Consider the following 13999-nt stretch of genomic DNA (forward strand, 5'->3'; position numbering starts at 1 on the left):
CACGGAAACTCACTGTTCCCGTTTGAAATTTTTAAATAATTTTCCTAATTTTGTGCTGCAATTTTTGCAATGAGTTCCGCTACAAAATCCAAACGTTGTTGACTGTCATCAAAATTTTTCACAAATTTAAATTTGTGAGGACCATCAAAACGATAAACTTTCGGTGCTTGTTGAATTAGTTTTAAGAAAACCATTGGGTCAAGCTGAGTATTAGCACTGAACTCAATAAAACCGCCTGTTGCCATCGTTTCTATTTTTTGAATACCCAACGGTTTTGCCTGTAAGCGCAATGATGCAATTTCAAATAAATTTTTAGTCGCATTCGGTAATAAGCCAAAACGGTCTATCAATTCCACTTTAAGCTCGGAAAGTTCTTCTTCTGTTTTCGCACCGGCAATTCTTTTGTAGAAGGATAAACGCAAATTCACATCACCGAGATAATCTTCGGGTAATAATGCCGGAATGCGTAGATCAATCTCAACCTGAGACTGTGTTAATTCATCTAATGACGGCTCTTTACCCTGTTTTAGAGCTTGCATCGCATTTTCCAGCATCTCCATATACAGTGAAAAACCGATAGTTTCAATCTGTCCACTCTGTTCATCTCCCAATAATTCTCCAGCTCCCCGAATCTCCAGATCGTGAGTTGCCAGAACAAAACCAGCACCTAAATTATCTAAACCACTCAAAGCTTCCAACCGTTTTTGTGCATCTTTCGTCATCAATTTTGCCGGCGGAGCCAATAAATAAGCATACGCTTGATGATGCGAACGCCCAACACGTCCACGTAACTGATGTAGTTGCGCCAATCCGAAATGATCGGCACGTTCAATGATAATGGTATTGGCACTTGGAATATCGATACCCGTTTCAATAATGGTAGTACAAACTAAAACATTAAAGCGTTGATGATAAAAATCTGTCATTACTCGTTCTAGTTCACGCTCTCTCATTTGCCCGTGTCCAATACCTATTCTCGCTTCAGGAACCAATTCTGCCAGTTTTTCCGCACAATTTTGAATGGTAGCAACATCATTATGCAGATAATAAACCTGCCCACCACGTAAAATTTCACGCAAAATTGCTTCACGCACCACGCGCTTATCCTGTTCCCGCACAAAGGTTTTAATCACCAAACGACGTGCCGGCGGTGTTGAAATAATCGATAAATCACGAATACCGTTCATCGCCATATTTAGCGTACGCGGAATCGGCGTTGCCGTTAACGTCAAAATATCAATATTAGTGCGTAGCTGTTTAATTTTCTCTTTTTGTCTAACGCCAAAACGATGCTCTTCATCAATAATCAGCAACCCAAGATCGTGAAAATCGACATCACCCTGTAACAATTTATGAGTACCGATTAAAATATCAATTTTCCCTTCTTTAACAAGGGTTAATACATTTTTCTGCTCTTTTGATGTTTTAAAACGTGACAACACTTCCACATTCACCGGCAAATTGGCAAAGCGATCACGGAAATTATCATAATGTTGTTGCGCTAATAAAGTGGTCGGCACCAGCACCGCTACCTGCTTATGATTCATCACCGCTAAAAAAGCAGCACGCATCGCCACTTCCGTTTTTCCGAAGCCAACATCCCCACAAACCAGACGATCCATCGGTTTTGCTTGGCACATATCACTAATCACTGCATTAATTGCCATCTGTTGATCATATGTTTCCTCAAAAGGAAACGTATCAGCAAATTGCCGAAACTCTTCACGATCATATTTAAAAGCAAATCCCGGTCGAGATTCACGTTTCGCATACACATCTAACAACTCCGCCGCCACATCACGCACTTTTTCTGCTGCTTTTTGACGAGATCTCGCCCACGTATCACTACCCAATTTATGCAAAGGCGCATTTTCTTCTCCACCACCAACATAACGGCTGATTAAATGCAACGAAGAAACCGGCACATATAATTTTGCTTCATCGGCATAACGCAAAACTAAATATTCCGCTACCATTCCACCGGCATCTAATGTAGTCAAACCATCATAACGACCAACGCCATGCTCCAAATGCACTACCGGTTGTCCTATTTTTAACTCTGCCAAATTACGAATCAATGCATCGGGATTAACATTTTTTTGTTGCTGGCGATGACGAGTCTGAACTTTCTCTCCTAAAAGATCAGTTTCACAAATAAAGGCAAATTTCTGCTCCGCGATAAAACCGCGATCCATTGCCCCAATCATTAAATTAAAACGCTGCTGCGGCAGTTGTTCCAATGATGTGATTGAAGTCGGCTTGATCTTCAATGGTTTTAACAAAGAGAGCAACGTTTCCCGCCGTCCTTCACTCTCTACAGAAAAGATGATCGATTGTTCAAATTGCTCAATAAAACTTCTTAGCTGTTTCAACGGTTCCTTTTGCTGCGAATGAACAGTTAATTCAGGCAATGCATTAATTGCCAAATTTTGATTGCTCGCTTTTTCCGGTAAACACTGTTCCGATAAAGTTAAGCGTGGATAATCTTTTAAATACTGATTGATATATTCCATTCTAAGCCACAGTTCATTCGGTGCTAATAACGGACGCATCGGATCAACTTTTTGGCTTTCATAACGTGATTCTGCATCACTAAAGAAGAGTTCACCGTTATTTTGAATTTTTTCATCCGTAATAAACAGTGTATTGATTGGAATATAATCAAAGAAAGTTGCCATCTTCTCAAAAAAGAGTGGCTGCCAATATTCAATTCCAGCAAATAACGTTCCTTTACTGATTTGTTGATAAATATGTTCCGGATCGCGACGAATTTCACCGAATTTTTCACGAAAATTAGTGCGGAAAAACTCAATTCCTTTTTCATCAATAGGAAATTCGTGTGCCGGTAACAGATCAATCTGTGGAATTTCAGCTATTGTACGTTGTGTATCAACATCAAAGGTACGAATACTGTCAATTTCATCATCAAAAAAATCCAACCGATACGGTAAAACACTTCCCATTGGATAAAGATCAAGCAGTGCGCCTCGCACTGCAAATTCTCCGTGTTCAAATACTTGATCAACGGCTCGATAACCGGCTTTAATCAATTGAGATTTAAGCTGTTCAAGTTGGCAAGTTTGTCCTTTTTTAATTAAAAAAACATTTTGTGCTAAATAACTTGGTGGACAAACACGCTGCATTAAGGTATTGATCGGCAAAATGACAACACCTTTCTGTTGCTGTTGCAACTGAAATAATGTACTTAATCTAGTTGAGATAATTTCTTGATGTGGTGAAAAATTATCATAAGGCAAAGTTTCCCAATCAGAAAAAATTTGTGCTGTTAGTGAAAACTGTTGTAGCGCCTGCACTAAATGATTAGCTTGCCGCATATCCGCCGTTACCACTACCACCAATCCTTGATACTGTGTTGCAATCTCTGTAATCGCCAATACTCGACTATCGGCAATCATATTACCTAAGACCTTATGATCTTTTGCTTTTTTCGGAATATTGATATCAAAAATCTGCATAATTACTCTTGCTCAAAAGTGATACGCCAACAATTATGAATTTGCGGATTACGTTGGAAATCCAACGGTAACGTTTTTTCTGAAATATTTTCTGCCGTTAAACCCAAAGCTGCTAAGCCGTCAAAATCCATCTTAAAGCCACGTTTATTATTGGAAAAAATAATCGTACCCTGTTTGCGCAATAATTTACTCAATTTTGCCAACAACATTAGGTGATCCCGCTGCACATCCCAACTATTTTCCATTCGTTTCGAATTGGAAAATGTCGGTGGGTCGACAAAAATTAAATCATACTGCCCTGTCGCTTTGTCTAGCCATTGCAAACAATCCGCTTGAATCAACTTATGCTGTTTACCTTTGATCTCATTCAAAATAAAATTTTGTTCTGCCCAGTTGAGATAAGTATTTGACATATCAACAGTTGTACTAGATTTAGCCCCACCTAAAATAGCGTGTACTGAACAAGAACCAGTATAAGCAAATAAATTCAAGAAATCTTTTCCTTTTGCCATTTCGCCAACCATCTTGCGTGTTAAACGGTGATCTAAAAACAACCCTGTATCCAGATAGTCAGTTAAATTCACCCACAATTTAGCGCCATATTCCTGCACAAAAAAATAATCGCCTTTATTGGCTAATTTTTCATATTGACTGCTGCCTTTTTGCTTTTGACGCACTTTCAACACCAAGTGGTCAGTTGCCACTCCGGTTACAGTCAGAGTTGCCGTTACCGCATCCAACAACCGCTGGCGAGCTTTTTGCGGATCAATATTCTTCGGTGGTGCATACTCTTGAATCACAATATAATCCGCATAACGATCCACCGCTAAATTGTATTCCGGTAAATCCGCATCATATAAACGATAAGCATCTAAACCTTGTTGCTGCGCCCATTTTTCAATTTTCTTGATGTTTTTACTTAAACGATTACTGAAATCGGGTGCAACATTTGCGGATTGATTCACTTCTAGTGTAGAGCGCTGTTCGTGATCACGATCAAGATGAGAAATCAGATAATTTTTTTGCACACAATCCAATGGACCGTTTTTCGCTTTGAACTGACGAGATGAACGCAAACGTAAACAGTCTAATAAACTGACTTCACCGCTAAAAATAGACGCTTTCCAACCGGAAAAATGCTGTTTTAAACGCTGTCCAAACAAAGAATAGAGGGCAATTAAGGTCGGCGTTGTCCCCAAACGCTCTCCATATGGCGGATTACAAATAACCGTACCGACTTCTGTGGTTGGCGCCACTAAATCTGCAACATCTGCTACTTGAAAATCAATAAATTCCGCAACACCGGCATTTTCAGCATTCTGTTTTGCTTTCAGCAATACTTTTTGATCACAATCACGCCCGAAAAAACTCAATTTAGATTGCGAACGCCCTTGCTCCGCTTGTGCTAACGCCTGCTCTTTTACTCGTTGCCATACGTGTATCTGATGTTTTTTCCAATGATTAAAGCCCCAATGTAAACGATTGAGCTGTGGTGCAATTTGAGCTGCCATCTGTGCTGCTTCAATTAGCAATGTGCCTGAACCGCACATTGGATCAAGTAACGGCGTACCGATCTGCCAACCGGAACGAATAACAATGGCTGCCGCCAATGTTTCTCTTAACGGCGCAGCACCGCTATCACTACGATAACCGCGCAAATGTAACGCCTCACCGCTTAAATCAAGAGAAACCGTCAACTGTTCACGATTTAAATAAGCGTGAATACGAATATCCGGATAATCTTTATCCACTTGTGGTCGCGGTTCACCTTGACGGGTAAAGTAATCGACAATGCCATCTTTAATACGCATTGCCCCATATTGTGTATGTCGAATCGCCTGATTAGTGCCATTAAAATCGACGACAAAACTGTCTTGTGCCGAAAAATGTTGTTGCCACGCAAAACTAACGGTAGCCGCATATAAATCGGCATCATCATAAATTTTTGCGGTAAATAATGGATATAAAATTCGAGAACTTAATCGACTCCACAACAATGTGCGATAAAGCGTTTCATCATCCGCCTGATAATGTACGCCACCTTGTGCAATTTTACACTGCGCTGCACCAAGTTGTTCCAACTCATTTTTTAATAATTCTTCAAAACCACGAGCTGTGGTAGCAAATAGCTGATTCATTATTTTTATTTCTATATTTAATTTCTATTTAATGGGGGAGATCTTTAGTTGAGATTATAACAAACTAATCAATTTTCTTTTGTAGCAATTTTTCAATCACTCTTGAAACGGCAAAAAAACCGAATGTGGCGGTAATCATTGTTGCCGCTCCAAAGCCGTTACTACAATTCATCGTAGCTGACGCACTACATTCCGTACCGACTTGTGGGAAAATAAGTGGTTGAGTAGAAAAAACACAATCAATACCGAATTTTCGCTGAGGATTGTCCGTAAATCCATACTGTTTACGCAATAAATAACGCACTTTTGCGGCTAACGGATCTTGAATAGTCCGACTTAAATCCTTGATTTGAATTTGACTCGGGTCGGTCTGACCACCTGCACCACCAGTAGTTATCACTTTAATTTTCTGGCGTTTACAATAAGCTAACAACGCCGCTTTAACTTTAACACTGTCAATTGCATCAATCACATAATCATAATTATGATTCAAATATCGGTCGATATTCTCTTCCGTTAAAAAATCATCAATAATTTCTACCTCAATTTGCGGATTAATCGATAATGCACGTAATTTCATCACTTCCGTTTTTAGCTGACCAACCGTTTCAGTCAAAGCGTGAATTTGACGATTAATGTTAGTCACGCAAATATCATCCATATCTATCAACGTCAATTTACCGATTCCAGAACGAGCTAATGCTTCCACAGCCCAAGAACCAACACCACCAATCCCGACTACACAAATATGTGCCTGACGTAATCGCTGTAACGCCTGCTCACCATATAATCTGCCAATGCCGCCGAATCGCTGTTCAAAATTATCTACTCTTGCCATTAATTCAATACCCAAACTCGTCCATAATGTTTTAATAATCCGGCAATATGTCCTGCTCTATCACCTATACCTTGATAAAGGTCAAAATGTTGTCCTTTCACCGCTCCACCGACATCCAATGCCACCATTAATCGCAATTGATGTTTTCCAATCCAATTTCCATCGTTATCAATTTCTGGCATTTCCACTAATAATACGCTGCCTGAAGGAATTAAGCTACGATCTGAAGCAACAGAAGCTAACGGCACTAGTGGAATACCGGCAGAACCTTTAACTTTGCCATTCGGCACATTCTTGAAAAAAACATAAGAGAGATTTCGCTCTAACAATCCTTGCAAACGATTTGGATTGCGTGCTGCCCAATCTTTAATTGCCTGTACCGACATTTTTTCTTTCGGGATTTCGCCATCTTCAACTAACAGACGACCGACACTGGTATAAGGGAAACCATTTTGCCCAGCATAAGCAAAATAGTTAAGATTATTTTCACCGAAATCAATATACCCACTGCCTTGAACACCTAACAAAAAGTTATCTAGCATAGAATCGCTATAAGCCAGCTCCAAGCCTTTCCCTTTTAACGCACCAGCATAAATTTGCGACCGAGAAAAACGTTTATATTTTGGCATTGCATAAATTGGGTGCTGATATTTACCTTGTGGTGAACGACGAGCGTGAATAACTGGTGAATAATACCCTGTCATCAACACGTTTTGATAACCGTCCTGCCCTGCCATTTTTTGAATGCCAATACCAAACTGATTAAGTTGCGATACATCCGCACCAGCTAAAACCCAATTTGTTACCTTCTCATAAGTAGATTGATATTTTGCACTCAATCGAGGCGATGTACTGGAGATAATGCTTAATTGCGTTAGGAAATCGCCTTGATTAACCACTGCACTTTGATTTTCCACTATCCCAACTGAAGTTAGTGGCATTCGCATAAAAGTTCGGCCTTTATAAACTGCACCTAACTGCTCATAAGATGTTCTATTATTACTTCCAGAAGCGCTATGTTGTTGTGAAGATGAACAACCAACCAAAATTAAAGATACCATAGCAGTTACAGTCAATTTCTTTATATTTTTTATCATTTTTGTTATAACCTTTCTCAAAAATAGATCAACTATATAGATAGAAAAACTCCTTAGTAGCTAAACCACTGAGGAGTTTGACAAAATGGGAACGCAGAAACTTAATCCACAATCCTATTCATTATAAATTTCTAAATTACTTGCTTCACTTTCCTGACGTTTTTTACTGCCATCACTACGCATTTGTGCAATTTTATCTAAATATTCTTGCGTAATATCACCAGTAATATATTCACCGGTAAACACAGAGTCATCAAAACTTTCGATTGCCGGATTTTCTTGGCGTACAGATTGTTCCAACGCAGAAAGATCCTGATAAATCAATTTATCAACACCGATCAATTTTGCAATTTCATCAACAGTATGTCCATAAGCTATCAATTCGTGTGATGTTGGCATATCAATACCATAAACATTCGGATAACGAATTTCCGGCGCTGCCGAAGCAAAATAAACTTTATTCGCTCCTGCTGCTCTTGCCATTTCCACAATTTGTTCAGAAGTCGTACCGCGCACGATAGAGTCATCCACCAATAACACATTTTTTCCTTTAAATTCAGAAGAAATAGTATTCAATTTACGTTTTACCGAATTACGGCGCTGTGTTTGTCCCGGCATAATAAAAGTACGACCAACATAACGGTTTTTCACAAAGCCTTGACGATACGGTTTATTCAACACATTAGCAATTCGCAACGCAATATCATTAGAGGTTTCTGGTACAGGAATAATCACATCAATATCCGCCAAAATATCACTCCATTCGGTAGCAATTTTACGTCCGAGATATTCCCCCATATGCACTCGAGCTGCATAAACAGAAACGCCATCAATATAAGAATCAGGACGAGCAAAATAGACGAACTCAAAAATACAAGGTGATAATTTTGCATTGTCTGCACACTGTTTTGAATAAAGTTTGCCATCAAATGTTACATAAATCGCTTCACCCGGATTAACATCACGCACAAATTCAAACCCTACCGCATCCAGAGCCACTGTTTCGGATGCAAACATATATTCTGTTTTTCCCTGATCTTCACGCTTACCTAAAACCAAAGGTCGAATACCGAATGGATCACGGAAAGCGATCATTCCGTGACCAATTACCATTGCTACACAAGCATAGCCACCTCGAATATCTTTGTGTGTACGCTGAATAGCATAAAAAATATCGTCTTCATCTAAATCGTGTTTATTAATTTGTTCTAGATGATACGCCAAAATATTGAGTAATAATTCTGAATCGGAATTGGTATTAACGTGTCGACGGGCAAGGCGAAATAATTTTTCTTTCAACTTATCGGCATTAGTTAAATTGCCGTTATGCACCAAAGTCAGTCCGTAAGGTGAATTAACATAAAAAGGTTGCGCCTCTGAAACACTTGAACTACCAGCAGTCGGATAGCGAACGTGCCCCAAACCGGCACAACCTTGCAAACGCAACATATGTTTTTGTTGAATCACATCACTTACTAAACCGTTCGCTTTACGCAAACGAAAACGGTTTTCCTCATCTACGGTTACAATTCCTGCGGCATCCTGTCCACGATGTTGTAATACGATTAACGCATCATAAATTGATTGATTAACAGTTGAATACCCCAAAATTCCCACGATACCGCACATTATTTTTTCCTCTATGATGAAGTAAGTTAGTTATTTTCAATCCACAGAACAACGATAAACATTGTGCTATGAACTGCTCTGACTTGGAAAAAGCAAAACTTTCCAAGTGAAACCGTTATACCACCGTGAACGGTAGGCTTTCAGTCACGAACGAAATTTTAATGAAACTTGAGTGAAGCTGTAACTGGTGGAAAAACCAATCAACCACAAATCCGAAATGTGGAATCAATTTTGATGCTTTCCACCATTCACTCTGACTGAAATTCGTAAAGGTATCCAAAAAGAACAACATTGCTGCAATAATCAATACCCCTCGTAATAAGCCGAAACACGCACCCAGAACGCGATCCGTACCACTTAATCCTGTCTTTTCAACCAGTTTTGAAATAATGTAATTGATTAAACTACAAACAATTAATGTAACAATAAAAAGAATAACAATTGCCGTACCATTGCGTAGATATTCTGATTCTATTTGCTGGAAAAACGCGGCTAAGTAAGGATAAAAATGACTGGAGATAAAAAAAGCTATCAACCAACTGGCTAAAGATAAAACTTCTCGAACAAATCCACGAAATAAGCTAATAATTATCGAAAAAGAAATAATGCCAATAATAATATAATCGATCATTGTAAACTCTCTGTGGCGTAAAACGGCGTATATTCTACAAAAAAAGAACACGTTTGCGTAGTGCTAATTATGGGAATTCTTCAACTTTCTCCAAATTGATCGCTTTTATCATTTTTACCGCATTAAAAATAGCCGGCAGATGAATTTTTACACTTAGAATCAGCGATCAATTTTTGCTATTTACACTTGTGGTAAGTGATCCGTGCCATTCATTTGCACTAATTGAAACGATTGTTGCTCTGCTAATTGTTGATAATTAAAAATACTGATACTGCAATTTGCCAAACTCACACTCACACCGTCCTTACGGTGATCCTGCCAACGATGCCCACCTAATAACGACAACAATAACCGTAATGTATGTCCGTGAGAAACAATCAAAATATTACCTTGTTGATGCACTTGAATAATATCCTGAATCGCTTTATATGATCGTTCAGCCAATTTTGCAAACGGCTCACCTTGATTATACTGCTCAATATTTTGATCATACGCTTTCGGATATTTGACTAAATTTTGGAATGCTTGCGAAGCACGAATTTCATCAATTTGAATACCTTCCCATTTTCCAAAAAACTGCTCATTTAATCCTTGATGTTGAAACAATGGAATTGGTCGCGTTCCTATCACGTAACGCGCGGTGTCAATGGTTCGTTGTAAACAACTAGAATAAGCCGCCACAAAAGGTACCTGTTCTAATGCCTTGCCAGCAGCCAATGCCCCAACAACACCTGCTTCCGTTAATGCCGAATTGCCCTGCCCTTGAAGTAACCCCTTTTCATTCCATTCTGTACGTCCGTGACGTAAAAAGTAGAAAGTCAGATTTTTTTGCATTGTTTTCCCTATTTAAATTTAAAATAGCAAGCATAACCATTTTTTATGCCTTGCAGATAAAAAATTGCCCTCATCATTTAGAGGGCAAAATAAAATTAAGCTTGTTCACTTTCAGCGTGTTTAGCCGCTGTTTCCTTTAATAGCGATTGTAATTCGCCTTTTTGGAACATTTCCAACATAATATCGCAACCGCCGATTAATTCACCTTCTACCCAAAGTTGTGGGAAAGTTGGCCAATTTGCATATTTTGGTAGCTCAGCACGAATATCAGGATGTTGCAAAATATCAACATAGCCGAAAGGCACTTGGCAATTCATCAACACCTCCACCGCTCTCGCCGAAAATCCGCAAGATGGGAATTTTGGTGAACCTTTCATATAGATAAGAATAGGATTTTCACTAATTTGTTGTTTAATTCTTTCAATAGTTTCCATTATTTGACCTCAATTAAAATGGGATAAAAAGTGACGGGATTGTAACATAAGCATCACTATAAACCAATCTCACTCATATTGGTTACCAACTGCCACCAGCACCGCCACCACCAAAGCCACCGCCACCGAAACCACCGCTGTTTCCGCCGCCAAAACCACCGCCATTGTGATGATCAAACGGATCGCCACCGATATAAATATTACCCGGTCGATAATGACGGGAACGAGGGCTGATATAAGTTTTACGTTTATGGTACTCACTTAAAAATACTACTAAAAAGAAAAATGCCACCATCAACAAAGGAATATAATCGTGACGTTCCGGCTCTTGCAGTTGTTCAGGTTTAAACTCTCCCTGACTCGCTGCCATAATATAATTTAGCCCTTGTGCAATACCAGTAGCATAGCGATTTTCACGAAAAGCCGGCGTAATAACCTGCCTAATCACTTTACCTAAAAAAGCATCTGGCAACGCACCTTCCAAGCCTTGCCCAGTTGCAATAAAAATTTTGCGATCATTTTTAGCAATCAGCATCAATACGCCATTATTAAGCTGTTTTCTGCCAATTCCCCAACGATCACCAAGCGTAAACGCATAATCAGCAATCTCAATACCATTGGTTGACGGAATCATCACCACTGCAATTTGTGAGCTAGTTTTCTGACTATAGTTAATCAGCTGTTGCTCAATTGTTTGTTGCTGTTTTTCGGTCAAAGTATGCGTGTAATCATTCAAATACCGAAATGGTTGCGGCGGTGGCGGATAACTCGTGGCAAAGGCAAATTTAATGAAAAATAGACAAAAGAACAGACAAAAAGCATATTTTTTCATTTAATCACCACTTCATTCGGTAATTCATTTTTATCATCTTCTTGATAAGGGAAATATTGAGCCAAACGCTCGCCAATCATTGCTATCGCATTAACAATTCCTTGGGTATATTGTTTCTGTTTTGCCTGCTCGACAATCAAATCACAAGCACGCTTCCAGAAATCTGCCTCAACATATTGATCTATTCCCTGATCGCCAACAATCGCACACTGTTTAGATTGCAAAGCAAGATAAATCAACACCCCATTACGTAATGCTGTTTTTTCCATTTCCAACTGCTGAAATAGAAATGTTGCCTGCTGCAATGCACTCCGACCTGCATCCGATTTTTTTCGTTCAACATAAACGCGTAATTCTGCCGATGTTTTCTTTTCCAAATCGGCAATCGCCTGTTCGATCACCGATTTTTGAATAGGTTGGCTAAATAATGACATCACTGTTCCTAATTAATTAAAATTGACTACAGGTGCTTTTTCGGCGCCGGCATCTGCTTTGAAATAAGGTTTTTCATTAAAACCGAATAACATTGCCACCAATTTTGTTGGGAATGTACGAATTTTTTTATTGTAACTTTTAGCCGCTTCATTGAAGTTATTACGCGCAACATTAATTCGATTTTCAGTGCCTTCCAATTGGGTTTGCAATGTTAAAAAGCCTTCATTGGCTTTTAATTGCGGATAATTTTCAACTGTTGCCAATAAACGAGACAACGCTGAACCGACTTGATTTTGTTGCGCTTGGAATTGCGCTAACTGTTCTGCTGTCATATTGGCAGGATCAATTTTTATCTGGGTTGCTTTCGCACGCGCTTCTACCACACCGGTTAGCGTTTCTTTCTCAAAATTTGCCTGACCTTTTACCGTATTCACTAAATTCGGGATTAAATCGGCACGACGTTGATATTGTGATTCTACATTCGCCCAAACAGAATCAATATCCTCTTCCGCCTGTACTAATCCGTTGTAACTTCCCATCACGGTAAAGCCAAGCACAATTGCAACTAAAATAACAATTAAGGTACTTTTTTTCATAATTTCCTCATTAAATGGATAAATAATTCGACTCATCATAACCAAATAAGTCGCAATAATAGCAACTAATCATAGATTTTGTGAGCTATGTCACAAATTCCTCGCTAATTATAAAACAAGATTAGAGTAAAATACTAAACCTCATTATCATAAAAAACGTCAAGGAGAGAACAATGAGAACATTAAAATTGAGTATTTTGGCTATTTCTGCAGCATTGGCTTTATCTGCTTGTAGCACCCAACAAAATACGGAACAACAGGCGGCTCAACGTTTGGTTGATCAAACCACTTTTGCAGTTAACTGGGTACAACAATCCGGCGAATATCAAGCATTGGCATACCAAGCCTTTAATATTGCAAAAATCAGCTTTGATAAAGCCAAAGTACACAAAGGTAAGAAAAAAGCGGTGGTTTCCGATTTGGATGAAACATTAATCGATAACAGTGCTCACGCCGCTTGGCAGGCAAAAAATTTACAGCCTTACAGCAGTAAAGTGTGGACAAAATGGGTAAATGCTCGCCAAAGTGCTGCCGTTCCCGGTGCAGTGGAATTCGCTAATTATGTGAACAGCCACGGCGGTACAATGTTCTATGTCTCAAACCGTAAAGACAGTAATGAAAAAGTAGCTACCATTGATGATATGAAACGCCTCGGGTTCACAGGGGTCAATGATAAAACCCTATTATTGAAAAAAGATAAATCTGCAAAATCAGCACGTTTTGCCGAAATCGAAAAAATGGGCTATGAAATCGTTATGTATGTCGGTGACAACCTTAATGACTACGGTGATGCAACTTATCACAAACCGAATGCGGAACGCCGTCAATTTGTTGCCGAAAATGAAAGCAAATTCGGTAAGCAGTATATTGTATTGCCGAACCCGAATTACGGTGACTGGGAGAGCGGTTTAGCCCCTGACTATTTCAAAAAATCTGCTTCTGAAAAGCTCAAAATTCGTGATGCAGCATTAAAAGCGTGGGATGGTAAATAATTTTTGGCATAGTAGACAAAATTGTTGCTGATCTATCAAAAACTATGTCATGTGGACAATTTTGTTG

The 13999-nt window shown here is 39.1% G+C and carries 12 protein-coding genes; 1 reads left to right on the forward strand and 11 read right to left on the reverse strand.

What is annotated here, in order from left to right:
* Positions 1-44: 44 nt before the first annotated feature.
* The 11 genes from mfd to QV04_RS09080 all read right to left on the reverse strand — a co-directional run bounded on the left by mfd (position 45) and on the right by QV04_RS09080 (position 12940).
* Positions 45-3476: a transcription-repair coupling factor gene (gene mfd / locus QV04_RS09030; protein ID WP_065233400.1), complete on the reverse strand. Its 3432-nt coding sequence runs from the start codon at positions 3474-3476 to the stop codon at positions 45-47.
* A 2-nt stretch (positions 3477-3478) separates the two neighbouring features.
* A complete protein-coding gene (gene rlmKL, locus QV04_RS09035) occupies positions 3479-5614 on the reverse strand; it encodes a bifunctional 23S rRNA (guanine(2069)-N(7))-methyltransferase RlmK/23S rRNA (guanine(2445)-N(2))-methyltransferase RlmL (protein WP_039170790.1) in 2136 nt (711 codons plus the stop codon).
* A gap of 64 nt (positions 5615-5678) precedes the next feature.
* Entirely contained in the window at positions 5679-6452 is a 774-nt protein-coding gene (tcdA, locus tag QV04_RS09040; RefSeq protein WP_039136630.1) for a tRNA cyclic N6-threonylcarbamoyladenosine(37) synthase TcdA, read from the reverse strand.
* Positions 6452-7549 carry a murein transglycosylase A gene (mltA, locus tag QV04_RS09045; RefSeq protein WP_065233401.1) on the reverse strand — a complete coding sequence of 366 codons (1098 nt, stop codon included), beginning with the start codon at positions 7547-7549 and terminating at the stop codon, positions 6452-6454. Before mltA ends, tcdA begins: the two co-directional genes overlap by 1 nt.
* 114 nt (positions 7550-7663) lie before the next feature.
* Positions 7664-9178 (reverse strand): amidophosphoribosyltransferase, encoded by a 1515-nt coding sequence (gene purF, locus QV04_RS09050; RefSeq protein WP_039170793.1) that lies wholly within the window; start codon positions 9176-9178, stop codon positions 7664-7666.
* A gap of 115 nt (positions 9179-9293) precedes the next feature.
* Positions 9294-9809, reverse strand: a complete 516-nt coding sequence (locus tag QV04_RS09055) for a CvpA family protein (protein ID WP_021461723.1) — start codon at positions 9807-9809, stop codon at positions 9294-9296.
* Between the two features lie 180 nt (positions 9810-9989).
* Complete coding sequence (locus QV04_RS09060) at positions 9990-10643, reverse strand: histidine phosphatase family protein (protein ID WP_065233402.1); 654 nt, start codon at positions 10641-10643, stop codon at positions 9990-9992.
* 95 nt (positions 10644-10738) lie between these two features.
* Positions 10739-11077: a Grx4 family monothiol glutaredoxin gene (gene grxD, locus QV04_RS09065; protein ID WP_039136641.1), complete on the reverse strand. Its 339-nt coding sequence runs from the start codon at positions 11075-11077 to the stop codon at positions 10739-10741.
* 82 nt (positions 11078-11159) lie between these two features.
* On the reverse strand, positions 11160-11909 hold the full coding sequence (locus QV04_RS09070) for a TPM domain-containing protein (RefSeq protein WP_065233403.1): 750 nt from the start codon (positions 11907-11909) through the stop codon (positions 11160-11162).
* Positions 11906-12343, reverse strand: coding sequence for a TPM domain-containing protein (locus tag QV04_RS09075; RefSeq protein WP_039136645.1), 438 nt, complete (start codon positions 12341-12343; stop codon positions 11906-11908). Before QV04_RS09075 ends, QV04_RS09070 begins: the two co-directional genes overlap by 4 nt.
* 12 nt (positions 12344-12355) lie before the next feature.
* A complete protein-coding gene (locus QV04_RS09080) occupies positions 12356-12940 on the reverse strand; it encodes a LemA family protein (RefSeq protein WP_013744919.1) in 585 nt (194 codons plus the stop codon).
* 173 nt (positions 12941-13113) lie between these two features.
* Here QV04_RS09080 and QV04_RS09085 point away from each other — a divergent pair, with 173 nt between their 5' ends.
* The gene (locus QV04_RS09085; RefSeq protein ID WP_065233404.1) at positions 13114-13932 is read left to right on the forward strand and encodes a 5'-nucleotidase, lipoprotein e(P4) family; all 819 of its coding nucleotides are present in this window, start codon (positions 13114-13116) and stop codon (positions 13930-13932) included.
* Positions 13933-13999: the final 67 nt, after the last annotated feature.

The organism is Gallibacterium genomosp. 1 (genome assembly GCF_001678575.1).
Taxonomy (GTDB): Bacteria; Pseudomonadota; Gammaproteobacteria; order Enterobacterales; family Pasteurellaceae; genus Gallibacterium.